Origin of the sequence: Kitasatospora sp. NPDC015120 (genome assembly GCF_043080305.1) — a bacterium.
In the GTDB taxonomy this organism is placed as follows: Bacteria; Actinomycetota; Actinomycetes; order Streptomycetales; family Streptomycetaceae; genus Kitasatospora.
The window spans coordinates 1-16,456 of sequence record NZ_JBIBVJ010000002.1 but is presented as its reverse complement, the minus strand read 5'-3'; the positions used below and the strand labels follow the sequence as shown (position 1 = coordinate 16,456).

At 73.7% G+C, this 16,456-nt stretch carries 11 protein-coding genes, 2 pseudogenes and 1 riboswitch; of the genes and pseudogenes, 10 read left to right on the top strand and 3 right to left on the bottom strand.

Annotation, left to right across the window (positions count from 1 at the left end):
* The first annotated feature begins 482 nt into the window (after positions 1-482).
* Both ACF1AK_RS04920 and ACF1AK_RS04915 read left to right on the top strand, forming a co-directional pair.
* Positions 483-1,886, top strand: a complete 1,404-nt coding sequence (locus ACF1AK_RS04920) for a sensor histidine kinase (RefSeq protein WP_391497368.1) — start codon at positions 483-485, stop codon at positions 1,884-1,886.
* Between the two features lie 43 nt (positions 1,887-1,929).
* A complete protein-coding gene (locus ACF1AK_RS04915) occupies positions 1,930-2,658 on the top strand; it encodes a response regulator (protein WP_391497367.1) in 729 nt (242 codons plus the stop codon).
* Positions 2,659-2,793: 135 nt separating this feature from the next.
* On the opposite strand, the pseudogene ACF1AK_RS04910 reads toward ACF1AK_RS04915, so the two are convergent.
* A pseudogene (locus ACF1AK_RS04910) lies at positions 2,794-3,486 on the bottom strand (phosphatase PAP2 family protein); the annotation flags it as partial.
* A 176-nt stretch (positions 3,487-3,662) separates the two neighbouring features.
* Here ACF1AK_RS04910 and ACF1AK_RS04905 point away from each other — a divergent pair.
* A complete protein-coding gene (locus tag ACF1AK_RS04905; RefSeq protein ID WP_391497366.1) occupies positions 3,663-4,700 on the top strand; it encodes a MazG family protein in 1,038 nt (345 codons plus the stop codon).
* A gap of 34 nt (positions 4,701-4,734) precedes the next feature.
* Here ACF1AK_RS04905 and ACF1AK_RS04900 read toward each other — a convergent pair whose 3' ends face one another.
* A complete protein-coding gene (locus ACF1AK_RS04900) occupies positions 4,735-5,160 on the bottom strand; it encodes an SDR family NAD(P)-dependent oxidoreductase (protein ID WP_391497365.1) in 426 nt (141 codons plus the stop codon).
* 229 nt (positions 5,161-5,389) lie between these two features.
* Between ACF1AK_RS04900 and ACF1AK_RS04895 the strand changes: the two genes are divergently transcribed.
* The 7 genes and pseudogenes from ACF1AK_RS04895 to ACF1AK_RS04865 all read left to right on the top strand — a co-directional run bounded on the left by ACF1AK_RS04895 (position 5,390) and on the right by ACF1AK_RS04865 (position 13,586).
* Positions 5,390-6,676, top strand: a complete 1,287-nt coding sequence (locus ACF1AK_RS04895) for a cytochrome P450 (protein WP_391497364.1) — start codon at positions 5,390-5,392, stop codon at positions 6,674-6,676.
* A gap of 231 nt (positions 6,677-6,907) precedes the next feature.
* A riboswitch (cyclic di-AMP (ydaO/yuaA leader) is annotated at positions 6,908-7,056 on the top strand.
* Positions 7,057-7,061: 5 nt separating this feature from the next.
* Positions 7,062-8,012 carry a transglycosylase family protein gene (locus ACF1AK_RS04890; protein ID WP_391497363.1) on the top strand — a complete coding sequence of 317 codons (951 nt, stop codon included), beginning with the start codon at positions 7,062-7,064 and terminating at the stop codon, positions 8,010-8,012.
* Positions 8,013-8,255: 243 nt separating this feature from the next.
* Positions 8,256-9,542, top strand: coding sequence for a phosphopyruvate hydratase (gene eno / locus ACF1AK_RS04885; RefSeq protein WP_380294962.1), 1,287 nt, complete (start codon positions 8,256-8,258; stop codon positions 9,540-9,542).
* Positions 9,543-9,712: 170 nt separating this feature from the next.
* Positions 9,713-10,207, top strand: coding sequence for a septum formation initiator family protein (locus tag ACF1AK_RS04880; protein WP_391497362.1), 495 nt, complete (start codon positions 9,713-9,715; stop codon positions 10,205-10,207).
* A pseudogene (locus tag ACF1AK_RS04875) lies at positions 10,179-10,706 on the top strand (DUF501 domain-containing protein); the annotation flags it as partial. The gene ACF1AK_RS04880 and the pseudogene ACF1AK_RS04875, both read left to right, overlap by 29 nt.
* A gap of 140 nt (positions 10,707-10,846) precedes the next feature.
* Positions 10,847-11,788, top strand: a complete 942-nt coding sequence (locus tag ACF1AK_RS04870; RefSeq protein ID WP_391497361.1) for an exopolyphosphatase — start codon at positions 10,847-10,849, stop codon at positions 11,786-11,788.
* Positions 11,789-12,215: 427 nt separating this feature from the next.
* Positions 12,216-13,586: an NAD(P)/FAD-dependent oxidoreductase gene (locus ACF1AK_RS04865; protein WP_391497360.1), complete on the top strand. Its 1,371-nt coding sequence runs from the start codon at positions 12,216-12,218 to the stop codon at positions 13,584-13,586.
* A gap of 186 nt (positions 13,587-13,772) precedes the next feature.
* On the opposite strand, the gene ACF1AK_RS04860 is transcribed toward ACF1AK_RS04865, so the two are convergent.
* Positions 13,773-16,331 (bottom strand): ABC transporter permease, encoded by a 2,559-nt coding sequence (locus tag ACF1AK_RS04860; RefSeq protein ID WP_391497359.1) that lies wholly within the window; start codon positions 16,329-16,331, stop codon positions 13,773-13,775.
* Positions 16,332-16,456 lie beyond the last annotated feature (125 nt).

Here is a 16,456-nt window from a genome sequence, read left to right as displayed (position 1 = left end):
ACGGGCGTGGGAGTGGGAGGTCGGCGGGTTCGACTTCCTGTGCTGGCCGGGCTGGTGCTGCCCACCTCCCTCTGCTCTGGCGTGGGAGTGGGAGGTCGATGGGGCCGACTTTCTGTGCTGGTCGGGTGGGTGCTGCCGCCTTCCTGCTGCCTCGGCGTGGGAGTGGGAGGTCGGCGGGTTCGACTTCCTGTGCTGGCCGGGCTGGTGCTGCCCACCTCCCTCTGCTCTGGCGTGGGAGTGGGAGGTCGATGGGGCCGACTTTCTGTGCTGGTCGGGTGGGTGCTGCCGCCTTCCTGCTGCCTCGGCGTGGGAGTGGGAGGTCGGCGGGTTCGACTTCCTGTGCTGGCCGGGCTGGTGCTGCCCACCTCCCTCCGCTCTGGCGTGGGAGTGGGAAGTCGGTGGGGCCGACTTTCTGTGCTGGGTGGGGCAGGTATGACTTTCGGCAGATTCGGGGGCGGGCTGGGGTCCGTAGGGTCGGGCGGGTGTGGAGAGATCGGTGGGTGGAGTGGGCGCTGCTGGTGGTGGCGGCCGCGGGGCTCGGGCTGACTGCGGTGTCGTTCTGGTGGGCGCTGCCGGGGGTCGGGGCGGCGTTCGCGGCCGGGGTGCGGATGGAGCGGGTGCGGGTGGCGGCCGGGCTGCTGCTGGGCCTGGTGGCGGCCGGGACGCTGGTGGCCGTGGTCGTCCCGGGCCGGTCCGAGCAGGCGATCTCGGTGGTCTCGGTGCTGGTCTGCGCCGGGATGGGCCCGTGGATGGTGGGCCGGTTCTGGCGGCTGTCGCAGGAACTCGTGCGGGCCGGCTGGGAGCGGGCGGAGCGGGCCGAGCGTGAGCAGCAGCTGGTGGCCGAGCAGGCGCGGCTGCGCGAGCGGGCCCGGATCGCCCAGGACATGCACGACGCGCTCGGCCACGACCTGAGCCTGATCGCGCTGCGCGCCGGAGCGCTGCAGCTGGCGCCCGGCCTGGCTCCGCCGCACCGGGAGGCGGCCCGGGAGATCCGGGCGGGTGCGGCGGCTGCCGTCGAACGCCTCGGGGAGGTGATCGGGGTCCTGCGGGACGAGACGGACGCGCACGCCTCCCGGGGCCCGGCCGACGCGGGTGTCCCGCAGCTGGTGGAGGAGGCGGCCGCGGCGGGCCTGGACGTCGGGCTGACCGTCACCGGTGAGCCGGACGGACTGCCGCGGGCGGCCGAGCACGCCGCCTACCGGGTGGTTCAGGAGGCGCTGACCAACGCCGCCAAGCACGCTCCCGGCGCCCCGGTCGCGGTGCGGGTCGCGTACTCCCCGGACGGTGCCCGGATCCGGGTGGTCAACGGGCCGCCCCGGGGAGGTCCGCCCGGTCCGGTGACGGGGGGCCGCGGCCTCATCGGCCTGGCCGAGCGGGTCCGGCTGGCCGGCGGCACCTTCCGGTACGGGCCCCGGGACGACGGCGGCTTCGAGGTCCGCGCCCGGCTGCCCCGCTCCGGTGCCCCGGCGGGCGCTCCGGCGCCGCGGCCGGTCACGTTGTCGCCCGCCCGTGAACTGCGCCGGGCCCGCCGCCGGGTGGGCCGGATGATGGCGGCGGTGGTCCTGGCGCCGCTGACCGTCGCCCTGGCCCTCACCGCCGTGCTGCGCAGCTGGACGATCCAGACGGCCGGCCGCTCCGTCCTCGACCCCGCCGACTACGCGTCGCTGCGCGTCGGCCAGGACCGGGCCACCGTGCAGCGGTTCCTGCCGGACCACCGGCTTCCGTACCATCCGTCCGTGGGCGGCCCACCGCCCGGGGGAGAGGGAGTGACGTGCGAGTACTACGCGATGACGGCCGAGGCGTCCGACGACGGCCGCTCCGGGGACGCGTACCGGCTCTGCTTCCGGGACGACGTGCTGGTCTCCCTGGACGCCCTGGTCCGGTGAGCGTCCGGTCGAGCGTCCGGTCGGGCGCCGGGTCGGGCGCCCGGTGAACGCCGCGGAGCAGGCGGACGGGGCCCGCCCACCGATCCGGGTGGTGATCGCGGACGACGAGCCGATGGTGCGGGCCGGTGTGCGCGCCGTGCTCGCCACCGACCCGGGGATCGAGATCGTCGCCGAGACCGGGGACGGGCGGGAGGCGGTGGAGCTGGTCCGGCGCCACCGCCCGGACGTCGCCGTGCTGGACATCCGGATGCCCGGCACGGACGGCATCGCCGCGGCCGCCGAGATCCGCCGCGGCGCCGTCACCACCCGCGCCGGAGCGGCCACCGGGATCGTCATGCTGACCACCTTCGGCGAGGACGACTACATCCTGCGGGCCCTCGGCGGGGGTGCCAACGGCTTCCTGATCAAGTCCGGCGAGCCGGAGGAGCTGATCGCCGGGGTCCGGTCGGTGGCGGACGGCGCGGCCTACCTCTCACCCCGGGTGGCCGCCCGGGTGGTGGCCCACCTGGCCGCCACCGGGGCCGGCGGCCCGGCCGACCGCAGGGCCGCGGCCCAGCGCCGGGTGGCCGGGCTGACCGCCCGTGAACGGGACGTCCTGGCGCTGGTCGCCGCCGGGCTGTCCAACGGTCAGATCGCCCGCCGGATCGGGGTGGTGGAGGGCACGGTGAAGGCGCACGTCAGCAATGTCCTGGCGCGGCTGGGCGTGGCCAACCGGGCGGCCGCCGCCGTCCTCGCCCACGAGGCCGGCCTGACGGCGGGCCCGCCGGCCTGACCCCGGGGCGGACGCCGCGACGGGCACCGGCCCCGCGACCGGCAGCGGACGGAGCAGCAGCGGCCCGAGCAGCCGCACGCCGTCCAGCGCGCCGACCGCCGCCGTCGCGGACGGCAGCAGGGCGAGGACCACCGCCGCCGTGACCGTCCCGCCCAGCGCCGCCCCGGCGAGCACGTCGTGCGGGTAGTGCACCCCGGCGGCGACCCGCAGGCCGGCCGTCCCCAGCCCGACGGGCACGGCCACCCACGCCACCCACGCCGCCCACCCGGCCCGCCCGGCCCGCCTCGCCGAGCCTGCCCGCCCCGCCCACGCCTCCCGGCGCGGCCGCAGCAGCACCAGCCCGGTGCCCAGGGCGACGGCCAGCGTCGCGTGGTTGCTGGGGAACGACCAGTCGCCCGGTGGCGGGCAGTCGGCGAGCGCGGTGGACGGCAGGGCGGACAGGGCCCGGCAGGGCCGCTCCTCGCCGAGCACCGACTTCAGCAGCTCGCTCGTCCCGTACGCGAGCACCGTGCCGAGGCCGGTGAGCGCGATCCCCGCGACCGCGCCCGCGTCCCGTCGCCCGCGCGCCGTCCACCAGCCGACCACCAGCAGCAGACCCAGCACCAGCAGCCCGGCCTCGGTGGCGGGCTCCAGCAGGGCGGCGAGCCGGGGCGGGGCGTCGGCGACGGCCCCGGCCACCCGGCGGTAGCCGGCGGCGGACCAGCCGGTGACCACCCGGACCGGTCCTTCCCCGCCCGCGCGCCCCGGCGCCAGCCACCCGACCGTGCCGGTGCCCGCCCCCAGCAGCACCACCGCGAGGGCCGTCCTGTTCCTGAGCGTGTTCGTCATGCCGTGGACGGTAGGCCCCGGGGGCGGCGGCCCACCCGACCCGAAAGACAGGGTCCGGCCTGGACGAACGTCAGGGTTGACGGCTCCGCGCGGCCGTGCGGGCGGCAGCGGCCGGGGCCCGCGGGTGCTCCGGAATCCGGGGGCGGGGGCGCGGGCCGGGCGGGTAGGTTCGGGGTGTGACGACGAATCCTCCCGGCCCGAAGCTGATCCTCCTCATCACCACCCACCGGGTGGCCCCCGGCCTGCTGTCGTGGCCCGCCTGGGAGGCGCTGCGGTCGGCCGGCCGGGTGCTCGCCGCCGACCCCGCCCACCCGCAGCTGCCCGCCGTGGCGCAGGCCGGCGTCGAGGTGCGGATCGTGGCGCCCGGCTCCGCCCCCGCGCTGGCCCGGCTGCTGACCGAGGCCCCGGCCGGGCCGCCCGCCGAGGCCGGTCCGACGGTCTGGCTGGGCAGCCCGGACGGCGACCCCGGGCTGACCGAGGCGCTGGCGCGCCTCGCCGTCGAGCACGCCGGCGAGGTGCCGGAGATCGAGGTGCTGCCCGGCTCGTACGACCTGCCGGGCGCGCGGCTGCTGGACCTGGTCTCCGTGATGGACCGGCTCCGCTCGCCGGGCGGCTGCCCGTGGGACGCCGAGCAGACCCACGCCAGCCTGGTGAAGTACCTGGTCGAGGAGGCCTACGAGCTGGTCGAGGCGATCGAGGAGGGGGACCGCGACATGCTCCGCGAGGAGCTGGGCGACGTCCTGCTCCAGGTCTTCTTCCACTCCCGGATCGCCGAGGAGCACCCCACCGGGGCCTTCTCGATCGACGACGTGGCGGGCGACATCGTCGACAAGCTGATGTACCGCCACCCGCACGTGTTCGGCGACGCCGAGGCGAGCGGCGCGGCGGAGGTGGAGGCCAGCTGGGAGGCGCTCAAGGCGGCCGAGAAGTCGGAGCGGGAGTCGGTGCTGGACGGCGTGCCGGCCGGGCTGCCCTCGCTCGCGTACGCGGCGAAGCTGGTCTCACGGGTGCGCCGGGCCGGGTTCACGGGCGTGCCGGACGAGCCGTACGCGCTGCCGGCCGAGCTCACGGCGGAGTCGGCGGGCCGGCTGCTGCTCGCGGTGGCGCAGCGCGCGCACGACGCCGGGGTCGACGTGGACGCCGCGCTGCGGGCCGCGGCGCGCGGCTACCGGGACGCGGTGCGCGCCGCCGAGGGCCTGAAGCCCGCGGAGTAGCGCCGCCCGGGGCCCGGTGGGAGCGGCGGCCGTCTCAGACGACGGCCACGTCCTCCACCGGCCGCCGCTGCGCCGGGACGACCACCTCGCCGATCGCCTCGCCGACCAGGGCGACCAGCTCGGCGAGCCGCTCCAGGTCGAGGTGGTCGGGCAGGTCGCCGAGGGAGACGATCCGCTCGCCGTCCGGCCCGGCCACGCAGAACAGGTCGATCGGCCCCAGGTGCTTCTCCGCCGTGTCGACCAGCGCGGCGACGTCGCTGGGCCGGCGGACGTCGCCGCAGACGCCGACGACCCGGCAGCCCGGCCGGTCGAGCTCGGTGGCGAGGTCCTCGGCGATCCCGACCCGCTGGTCGGCGATCAGCACGCCGACGGCCCCCGCAGAGGTGAGCCGCCGGGCGAGGTCCGCCCCCGACCCGCCGTCGAGCACGGCGATCACGACGACCGAACCGGTGACCCGCATGGCCTTGCTCCTCCCTGTGGGCGGCTCCGCACCGGCGCCCACGGACATCTTGCGGAGGATCGTAGGCAGGTCCTGACCCTCCGCAACAGGAATTACCCCTCAGGTGACCAGGCTCACGCCTGCCGCGCGCGGCGGACCTCGCCCGGACCCCGCCCGGACCCCACCGGTCACCGCGCCCCCGCGCGCACGCCGTGCGGTGGCCGGGACACGCCCGGGATACCGTCGACCCATGCCAGCTCAGCCCGCCTCCCCCCGTCCGCCCCTGTTCACCTGGGAGTTCGCCGCCGATCCGTACCCCGCGTACGCCTGGCTGCGCGAGCACGAGCCGGTGCACCGGACCACCCTGCCGAGCGGGGTGGAGGCCTGGCTGGTCACCCGGTACGCGGACGCCCGGCAGGCGCTCGCGGACAGCCGGCTCTCCAAGAACCCGGTGCACCACAGCGAGCAGGCCCACCGCACCGGCCGGGTCGGCATCCCGGGCGAGCGGCAGGCCGACCTGATGACCCACCTGCTGAACATCGACCCGCCGGACCACACCCGGCTGCGCCGTCTGGTGTCGAAGGCGTTCACACCGCGCCGGGTGGCCGCCTTCGAGCCACGGGTGCAGCAGCTGACCGACCGGCTGATCGACGGCTTCGCGGCGCGCGGGTCCGCCGACCTGATCCACGAGTTCGCGTTCCCGCTCCCCATCTACGCGATCTGCGACCTGCTCGGGGTGCCGGCCGAGGACCAGGACGACTTCCGGGACTGGGCCGGGATGATGATCCGGCACGGCGGCGGTCAGCGCGGCGGCGTGGGGCGCGCGGTGAAGCGGATGCGCGCCTATCTGGCGGAGCTGATCCACCGCAAGCGGGCCGACCTCGGCGACGACCTGATCTCGGGGCTGATCCGGGCGAGCGACCACGGCGAGCACCTGACCGAGAACGAGGCCGCGGCGATGGCCTTCATCCTGCTGTTCGCCGGCTTCGAGACCACGGTCAACCTGATCGGCAACGGCGTGTACGCGCTGCTGCGCAACCCGGGACAGCGCGCGCTGCTGCAGGAGTCGGTCGGCCGCGGCGAGAGCGCGCTGCTGGAGACCGGCATCGAGGAACTCCTGCGCTACGACGGGCCGGTGGAGCTGGCGACCTGGCGGTTCGCGACCAGTCCGCTGACCATCGGCGGGGTGGGGATCCCGGTCGGCGACCCGGTGCTGGTGGTGCTCGCCGCCGCGGACCGGGACCCGGCGCGGTTCGCCGACGAGAACACCCTGGACCTGGCCCGGACGGACAACCCGCACCTGGGCTTCGGGCACGGCATCCACTACTGCATCGGGGCCCCGCTGGCACGGCTGGAGGGGCGGGCCGCGCTGGCCACCCTGCTGACCCGGCTGCCGGACCTCGGACTCGCCGCGGACCCGGTGGACCTGCGCTGGCGCGGTGGTCTGATCATGCGTGGACTCCGTGAACTTCCGGTGGAATTCACACCGGAGAAAGCGCCCGGCGAGGAGCCTCCGAAGACCGGCTCCGGGGGCTGACGCCTCGGCACAACACGCTGACGGGAACTCTCCGTTGCCTCGTTCCCAGGGGTCTGAACCACCCTCAATCCGGACATACCACCTCGGTTGGTAGGCAATCCATCACATGACGTGATGTCCATGTGATACCGACGATATGAGCTTGTGATTGCTCTGAGGATCTGTCTACTCTCCCTGGAGTTCGCAGCTGCGAGCCCCGTGCGCGGAACGCCGAGTCCTGCCCGCCGTGCCACGGGAAGCCGACCAGAACCCTGGGCAGGGGCGGGGGACCCAGGTTTTGCGCCGTCTCCCACGGCTAGGGGTGAAGCCGCCTCCGCGCGGCCGGGCCACCTCCCGGTCCGAACCCGACAGCTCACCTCGCAGGCGTGCGGAGAGGGACGTCTTCATGCTGTTCGTTGGAACCGGTCGTCACCGTCGCCGTACCCAGGCCGAGAAGGCCATCGCCGTCGCCGGTGTCGCCGGCGTCGGACTGGCCATGCCGATCCTGAGCGCCACCGGCGCCTCCGCCGCCCCGGTCTCCACCTGGGACGCGGTCGCCCAGTGCGAGAGCGGCGGCAACTGGAGCATCAACACCGGCAACGGCTTCTACGGCGGCCTCCAGTTCACCTCCAGCACCTGGAAGGCGTACGGCGGCACCGCCTACGCGCCGCAGGCCAACCAGGCCTCCAAGGCCCAGCAGATCTCGGTCGCCGAGAAGGTGCTCGCCTCGCAGGGCCCGGGCGCCTGGCCGGTCTGCTCCAAGAAGGCCGGCCTGAGCAAGGGCGGCGCCCCGGCGGCGGTCGACACCTCGACGGACGCCAAGCCGGCCGCCCCGAAGCCCCAGGTCCCGCAGGCCGCCCAGGAGGCCGAGCCGCAGCAGGAGACCGCGAAGCCCGCCGCGCCGAAGCACGCCGCACCCAAGCAGCAGGCCCCGCAGCAGGCCGCCAAGCCGCAGGCGCAGCAGTACGCGCCGAAGCACGCCGCGCCCCGGCAGGAGGCCCCGCAGACGCAGCAGCAGTCGCCGGCCTTCTCCGGCAAGGCCGGCTGGGACGCCGACGCCAAGGTGTTCTGGTACCAGAGCAACGGCGCCTGGTACTGGACCAGCCACCAGAGCGTCTACCAGCAGTACGCCGGCCAGCAGGCCGCCGCCCCGGCCGCTCCCGCCGCCCAGGCCGCCCCCGCCGCGCAGCAGCCGGCCGGCCAGGGCTACACCGTCCGCTCCGGCGACACCCTCGCCGGGATCGCCACCGCCCAGGGCGTCTCCGGCGGCTGGCAGGCCCTGTACGACGGCAACCGCGGCACCGTCGGCGCCGACCCGAACCTGATCGTCCCGGGCCAGGTGCTGACCCTCGCCTGACGGCCGGTCCGGCCGCACGCGACGAAGGGGGACCGATCGGTCCCCCTTCGTCCGCATCCGGCCCCCTCGGGTCGGGCAACCAGGTGAACTACCGGTGGGTAGCCGGGCCACACGCTGAGACGGAGCCGAGGCCGACGTGGTCCGGACAGCCCGTGCGGTTAGGCTCTGGTCGTAACGACTCCGCAATCGTCCGGCCGACAGCACCCACCGTCAGCCGAACCTGCTTCCGCTAGGAGATGCCTCGTGCCGTCCATCGATGTCGTCGTCGCCCGTGAGATCCTCGACTCGCGCGGCAACCCCACGGTCGAGGTCGAGGTCGGCCTCGACGACGGCAGCACCGGCCGTGCCGCCGTCCCCTCGGGTGCCTCCACCGGTGCCTTCGAGGCGCTGGAGCTCCGCGACGGTGACAAGAACCGCTACTTCGGCAAGGGCGTGGAGAAGGCCGTCCTGGCCGTCATCGAGCAGATCGGCCCGGAGCTGGTCGGCTACGACGCCACCGAGCAGCGCCTGATCGACCAGGCCATGCTCGACCTGGACGCCACCCCGGACAAGTCCTCGCTCGGCGCCAACGCCATCCTGGGCGTCTCGCTGGCCGTCGCGCACGCCGCCTCCGAGGCGAGCGACCTGCCGCTGTTCCGCTACCTGGGCGGCCCGAACGCGCACGTCCTGCCGGTCCCGATGATGAACATCCTCAACGGCGGCTCCCACGCGGACTCCAACGTCGACATCCAGGAGTTCATGATCGCCCCGATCGGCGCGGAGTCCTTCTCCGAGGCCGTCCGCTGGGGCGTCGAGGTCTACCACACCCTCAAGGGCGTGCTGAAGGAGCGCGGTCTGTCGACCGGCCTGGGCGACGAGGGCGGCTTCGCCCCGAACCTGGACTCCAACCGCGAGGCCCTGGACCTCATCGTCGAGGCCATCCAGAAGGCCGGCTACGTGCCGGGCAAGGACGTCGCGCTCGCCCTGGACGTCGCCTCCTCCGAGTTCTACGAGGACGGCGCCTACCAGTTCGAGGGCAAGGCGCTCACCTCCGCCGAGCTCATCGAGTACTACGCCGGCCTGGTCGACGCCTACCCGCTGGTCTCCATCGAGGACCCGCTGGACGAGTCGGACTGGGACGGCTGGAAGGCCATGACCGAGAAGCTGGGCGACAAGGTCCAGCTGGTCGGCGACGACCTGTTCGTCACCAACCCGGCGCGCCTGGCCCGCGGCATCGAGACCGGCACCGCCAACGCGCTGCTGGTGAAGGTCAACCAGATCGGCTCGCTGACCGAGACCCTGGACGCCGTCGAGCTGGCCCAGCGCAACGGCTACCGCTGCATGATGTCGCACCGCTCCGGCGAGACCGAGGACGTCACCATCGCCGACCTCGCCGTCGCCACCAACTGCGGCCAGATCAAGACCGGCGCCCCGGCCCGCTCCGAGCGCGTCGCCAAGTACAACCAGCTGCTGCGCATCGAGGAGATCCTCGACGACGCCGCCGAGTACGCCGGCCGCGGCGCGTTCCCGCGGTTCAAGCACGAGGGCTGAGCCCGCCCGGCGGCGCCCCCGGCCGATGCCGCCGGGACGTCCCGGTAGCGCACGCCTGACCGGTGCCCCGCCGTTCACCCCGTAGGGTGGACGGCGGGGCACCGTCGCGACCAGGAGCGGACCAGGAGCAGGAGGGGACACCGGAGATGGCAGGCTGGAGGATCCCGGGCTTGGCGGCCCGGCCCCGGTTCACGAGCCGGGCGACCGTCCTCGTGCTGGTGCTCTGCTCACTGGTGGCGATCCTGGCCTATCCGACGCGGCAGTTCGTCTCCCAGCGCTCGGAGATCTCGGCGCAGCGCGCCCGGGCCGAGCACGCCCGGCAGCAGGTCGAGCAGCTGCGCCGGGAGAAGGCCCGCTGGCAGGACCCGGAGTTCGTCAAGGCGCAGGCCCGCACCCGGCTGCACTACGCGATGCCGGGGGAGACCCCGTACATCGCGGTGGACCCGGCGGCCAAGGACGCCGGGACGTCCGCGCTGGGCGCACCGCCGCCCGCGGCGGGCCCGGCGGCCGCCCCGGCGAAGGCGGCCCGGCCCTGGTACGCCAGCGTCTGGGACTCCGTGGACGCCGCCGCGGCGCCGACGGCCCCCGTCGCCCCGGGGCAGTCCGCCCCACCCTCACCACCCGCCCCCGCCCCCGCTGGAGACAGCCCCTCCCATGACCACTGAGAACCACCCCACCGTCTCCGACGAGGACGTCGCGGCGATCGCCGCACAGCTCGGCCGGGTCCCGCGCGGTCTGCGCGCCGTGGCCCACCGCTGCCCGTGCGGCAACCCGGACGTCGTGGAGACGGCCCCCCGCCTGCCGGACGGCACGCCGTTCCCGACGCTCTACTACCTGACCTGCCCCAAGGCCGCCTCGCTGATCGGCACCCTGGAGGCGGACGGCGTGATGAAGGAGCAGACCGCCCGGCTCGCCGAGGACCCGGAGCTGGCCGCGGCGTACCAGAAGGCGCACGAGGACTACATCGCCCGCCGTGACGCCATCGAGGTGCTGGAGGGCTTCCCGAGCGCCGGCGGCATGCCGGACCGGGTCAAGTGCCTGCACGTGCTGGTCGGCCACTCGCTGGCGGCCGGCGAGGGCGTCAACCCGCTCGGCGACGAGGCGATCGGCATGCTGGAGGACTGGTGGGCCAAGGGCCCCTGCGTCTCCGCCGCCGAGGTCGCGGCCGCCGGCGAGCGGGTGGCCCGCAACCGGGCCAAGGAGCAGGACCACGCGGCCGTGATCGCGGCCAAGGAACAGAAGGCCGCCGAGCGCGCCGCCAAGCGGGCCGCGCAGGAGGCGGACGAGGCGGGGGAGGACGGGGCGTGACCACCACCCGGGTGGCCGCGATCGACTGCGGCACCAACTCGATCCGGCTGCTGGTCGCCGACCTCGACCCGCGGACCGGGGCGATCACCGACCTGGACCGGCGGATGATCATCAACCGGCTGGGCCAGGGCGTGGACCGCACCGGCCGGCTGCACCCGGACGCGCTGGAGCGCACCTTCGCCGCCTGCCGGGAGTACGCCGGGGTGATCGCGGACCTCGGGGTGGGCCCGGAGCGGATCCGCTTCGTCGCCACCAGCGCCTCCCGGGACGCCGAGAACAGCGCCGAGTACGTCGACGGCGTGCGGGCGGCCCTGGGCGTCGAGCCCGAGGTGGTCAGCGGCGAGGAGGAGGCGCACCTGTCCTTCGTCGGTGCGACCAAGGAGCTCACCGGCGGTCAGTTCCCCGCCCCCTACCTGGTCTTCGACCTGGGCGGCGGCTCGACCGAGTTCGTGCTCGGGGACGAGGACGTCCGGGCGGCGCGCTCGGTGGACATCGGCTGCGTCCGGCTGACCGAGCGGCACTTCGGCGGCGCCGAGCTGCCGTCGGACGAGCAGATCGCCGAGGCGCGCGCGCACGTGCGGGCGGAGCTGGACCGGGCCGGGGAGGCCGTCCCGCTGACCGGCGCGGCCACCCTGGTCGGCCTGGCCGGCACGGTCACCACCATCTCGGCGATCGCCCTGGACCTGCCCCGGTACGACTCGGAGGCGATCCACCACTCGCGGATCTCCCGGGAGCGGGTCGCCGAGATCGCCGACCGGCTGCTGCACGCCACCCACGCGCAGCGGGCGGCCATCCCGTCGATGCACCCGGGACGGGTGGACGTGATCGCGGCCGGCGCGCTGGAGCTGCTGGAGATCATGGAGCGCACCGGCGCCGCCGAGGTGGTCGTCAGCGAGCACGACATCCTCGACGGGATCGCCTGGAGTATCGCCCGCTGAGCAGGCGCGGGACTTACCGACCGGCCCCGGCAGCCCCCCTGGGGCTCCGGGGCCGGGGCGCGCCGAGGGCCCGGCGGGAATGTTCGTGAATTTCTTCACATGAGGATCCGGTCTTTCGCCGTACTCGGCGGTCCGGTCCGTCCGATATGTGGGACCGAAGGTTCGCCGGGGGTGATCACCGCTGGATCGCAGGTTGCGGCCCGCCCGAGGTTTGAAAATCGAAATCCCATGCGGGAACCGGGCTGTGTCGTGGATCGTTGCTGCTCAGCGGGGGCGTCCGAACGGACGTGCGCACCGGGGGGCCGGGAGGGCCGTGCGGGGTCCCGCGAGGGGCCGGAACGGGGGCGCGCAGTGTAGCAGAAGGGGTCCATAAGCTTGTGAGCGGGCTCACGAAGGCTGCTCCGAGCGGTGCTGGATACTTTCGGATATGAGCACCACGGAGCGTCCTCGCATCCTCATTGTCGGCGGTGGTTACGTCGGCCTGTATGCCGCGATGCGCATCCTCAAGAAGATGCGTTACGGCGAAGCGACCGTCACGGTCGTGGACCCGCGGTCGTACATGACGTACCTGCCCTTCCTCCCCGAGGCGGCCGGCGGCAACGTCGCGCCCCGCAACCTCGTCGCGCCCCTGCGCACCGCGCTGAAGAACGCGGAGGTGCTCACCGGTGCGGTCACCGGTGTGGACCACGAGCGCAAGATCGCCACGATCCAGCCCGCGGCCGGCGACTCGTACGAGCTGCCCTTCGACTACCTGGTCGTCGCGACCGGTTCGGTCTCCCGCACCTTCCCGATCCCGGGTCTGGCCGAGAACGGCATCGGCATGAAGACCGTGGAGGAGGCCATCGCCCTCCGCAACCACGTCATGGCGCAGCTGGACAAGGCCGAGTCCACCACGGACGAGGCGGTCCGCCGCAAGGCGCTGACCTTCGTCATCATCGGCGGCGGCTTCGCCGGCGTCGAGACGATCGCCGAGATCGAGGACATGGCGCGCGACGCCTCCAAGATCTACAAGACCGTCAGCCGCGACGACATGCGCTTCGTCGTGGTCGAGGCCGCCAACCGCATCCTCCCCGAGATGGGCCCGGACCTCGGTCTGTGGACCAAGGAGAAGCTGGAGGAGCGCAACATCGAGGTCTACATCGAGACCTCGATGGACTCCTGCGTCGACGGCCACGTCGTGCTGAAGAACGGCATGGAGATGGACGCCTCCACCATCGTGTGGACGGCCGGCGTGAAGCCGAACCCGGTGCTGGCCCGGTTCGGCCTGCCGCTGGGCCCGCGCGGCCACGTCGACACCGCGCCGACCCTGCAGGTCCAGGGCTTCGACTACGTCTGGGCCGCCGGCGACAACGCCCAGGTGCCGGACCTCGCCGCCGGCGAGGGCGCCTGGTGCCCGCCGAACGCGCAGCACGCCGTGCGTCAGGCCGCCGTCCTCGGCGACAATGTGATCTCCGGCATGCGCGGCTTCCCGCAGCAGGAGTACAAGCACAAGAACCTGGGTGCGGTCGCCGGTCTCGGCCTGCACAAGGGTGTCGCGATCCTCTTCGGCAAGTACAAGCTGAAGGGCCGTCCGGCCTGGTGGTTCCACCGCCTGTACCACGGCGCCATGGTCCCCACCTTCAACCGGAAGGTCCGCGTCTTCACCGACTGGACCCTCGCCGTCTTCCTGAAGCGCGAGATGGTCGGCCTGTCGCAGATGGAGAACCCGTACCAGCCGATCCAGGAGGTCACGGCCCCCACCAAGCCCGCCGTCGCGGCCGCCGAGCCGGCCGCCGGCAAGGAGCTCGCCAGCAAGTAAGCGACTGCGGACCCCGGTGTGGGAGCACCGGGGTATGAGTCGGAGGCCCTCCGCCCGGCAGTGTTGCCGGACCACGACCTCCGTGGTGCTCAGCCGGCTGTGCGAGTCGGGCGGAGTACAGAAGTGCGAAGAAGGCCCCTGCCGAAACCCTCCGGCAGGGGCCTTCCGCGTGTCAGGACCCGGTGGTCAGTCCGTCTTGATGCTGGCCAGGATGTCCAGCTTGGAGGCGCGGCGGGCGGGCCAGAAGGCGGCCACCAGGCCGACCAGCCCGGCCAGCGCCAGGAAGAGCAGCAGCTGGCCGTAGGGGACCACGGTCGCCATGCCCTGCAGGCTGGACTTCAGGGTGCCGTTGATCGCCCAGGCCATGAAGCAGCCGAGCAGGATCCCGATGCCGGCGCCGAAGACCGAGATCACCACGGACTCCAGACGGACCATCCGCTTGATGCCGGAGCGGTCCAGGCCGATCGCCCGCAGCATGCCGATCTCGCGCTTGCGCTCGAAGACCGACATCGCCAGGGTGTTGATCACGCCGAGGATCGCCACGATCACCGACATCGCCAGCAGGCCGTACATCAGGTTGAGCGCGAAGGTGATGGTCTGGCTGAAGTCGTCCCGGACGTCCTGGCGCGACTTGACCTCGATCACCGGGTTGGCGCCGGTGGCGTCCTTGAGCGCCTTCTTGAGCGCCGCGGTCTCCCCGCCGGTGCCCTTGACCAGGACGTTGTTCAGGAACGGCTGCGGCTCGTGCTTGACGATCTCGCTGTTGGCCAGCAGCGCCCCGCCGAGCAGTCCGCCCTTCTCGTAGACGCCGCCGACGGTCAGCGAGCCCTTGGTCCCGTCGCCGAAGGTGACCTCGACCGTGGAGCCGGTGGTGGCGCCCGCCTTCTGCGCGGCGTCCTCGTCGAGCAGCAGCTTCCCCTGGGCGGCAGCGGCCAGCGAGCCGCTCTTCATCGTCACCGAGACCAGCTTGTCGAGGCTGTCGGCGTTCAGGCCGGTGATCGTCCGGTCCTTGCCGTTGAGCCCCCAGTAGACGGAGGTCAGCGGCGAGGAGGCGGCCACCCCGGGGGCCTTGGCGATCTCGGCCGGGACCTTGTCGGACAGGCTCATCCCGTTGGCCGCGGAGACCAGGTAGTCGGCCTTCATCGAGCTGGTGACCGTCCGGTCCAGGGTGTCGGCGACCGAGGCGCCGATCACCGTCAGACCGCTGACCAGGGTCAGGCCGATGGTGAGCGCGGCGGCGGTGGCGGCGGTGCGGCGCGGGTTGCGGACCGCGTTCTGCCGGGCCAGCTTGCCCGGGGTGCCGAACAGCCGGCCGAGGACCGGGCCGACCAGGGCGATCACCGGGCGGGAGAGCAGCGGCAGCAGGACGAAGACGCCGAGGACGGCGAGCAGCGCGCCGAGCGCGACCGGCATCCGGCCGTCCGCGTTGCCCTTCGAGGCGCCGAAGGCGACCAGGGCGATGCCGGCGGCGGCCAGCAGCGAGCCGATCACGTTGCGGACCACCAGGGACTTCTGGCTGACCGGCTGGTCACCGCTGCTCATGGCGGCGACCGGGGCGATCCGCGCGGCGCGCACGGCCGGCAGCAGCGCGGAGAGCACCGTGACCAGGATGCCGACGACCAGGGTGACCGCCACGGTCAGCGGCTTGACCACCAGCGGGCCGGTCGGCATGCCGTCGTCCAGCGAGGCGATCAGGGACTGCATCCCCGCGCCGACGCCGAGACCGGCGACCAGGCCGGCCGCGGCCGAGACGGTGCCGATGGCGAGCGCCTCGACCAGCACCGAGCGGGTCACCTGCTTGCGGCTGGCGCCGACGGCGCGCAGCAGGGCGAGCTCCTTGGTGCGCTGGGCGACCAGCATGGTGAAGGTGTTGGCGATGATGAAGATGCCGACGAACAGCGAGATCGCGGCGAAGGCGAGCAGCATGGTGCGGATGCTCTCGCTGCTCTTGGTGATCAGCCGCTCGTCCTCGGCCTTCAGGTCGGCGCCGGTGCGGGCCTCGATCTGCTGCTCCGGGTGGAGCTTCTGGTTCACCTCGGAGAGCAGGGCCTCCTGGCTGGTGCCGGGCTTGGCGGCGAGCACGATGCTGCTGTAGCGGCCGGGCTCCAGCAGCAGCTGCTGGGCGGTGGTGCGGTCGAACAGGGTGAGGGTGCCGCCGGAGTTCACCACCGGGTCGTCGGTGGTGAAGATCCCGGTGAGCCTGGCCTCCAGGACCGGGCCGTTGGAGCCGACCCGGACGGTGTCGCCGACCTTGTAGCCGCCCTTGTCGGCGGTCCTGCGGTCGAGGGCGATCTCCTTGCCGTTCTTCGGGCCCTGGCCCTCGGCCATCGGGTACCGGGCGTCCTTGCCGTCCGGGCCGGGGGCGAAGTTGGCGCCCCGGGCCGTCCAGGGCTGGCCGATCAGGGTGCCGTCCTTGTCGGCGACCCCGGTGAAGCCGCTGACGACGCCGCGGGCGCTCGCGGTGCCGGGGAGCGCGGTGAGCTGCTGGACGGTGGCGTCGGTCAGGGTGACCGAGCTCTTCTCGCTCTTCTCCCGGGCCGTCGCGCCGGCGCCGGCGGCGGTGTCGACCACCTGGACCGCCACGTCGGAGTAGCTCTTGGAGTTGTTGTCCCGCATGGCCTTGCCGAAGGTGTCGGAGAAGACCATGGTGCCGGCCACGAAGGCGGTGCCCAGCATGACGGCCAGTGCCGTCATCAGCAGTCGGCCCTTGTGGGCCAGCACATTGCGCAGTGCGGTGCGATACATGGGGTGTCCTGGGGTCCTGGGGTCAGCGAAGGCTCGGGCGGCGGACGCGGGGCGTCAGCTGGTGCGGCCCTTGGCGTCGAAGCGGCGCATGCGGTCCAGGACGGCGTCGGCGGTGGGGTGGGTCA

What these genes read in the sequence shown, in the direction of transcription:
- ACF1AK_RS04900 (WP_391497365.1), bottom strand. Translation starts at nt 5,160, where the DNA reads ATGCGGGTCACCGGTTCGGTCGTCGTGATCGCCGTGCTCGACGGCGGG.
- ACF1AK_RS04895 (WP_391497364.1), top strand. Translation starts at nt 5,390, where the DNA reads ATGCCAGCTCAGCCCGCCTCCCCCCGTCCGCCCCTGTTCACCTGGGAG.
- ACF1AK_RS04890 (WP_391497363.1), top strand. Translation starts at nt 7,062, where the DNA reads ATGCTGTTCGTTGGAACCGGTCGTCACCGTCGCCGTACCCAGGCCGAG.
- ACF1AK_RS04865 (WP_391497360.1), top strand. Translation starts at nt 12,216, where the DNA reads ATGAGCACCACGGAGCGTCCTCGCATCCTCATTGTCGGCGGTGGTTAC.
- ACF1AK_RS04860 (WP_391497359.1), bottom strand. Translation starts at nt 16,331, where the DNA reads ATGTATCGCACCGCACTGCGCAATGTGCTGGCCCACAAGGGCCGACTG.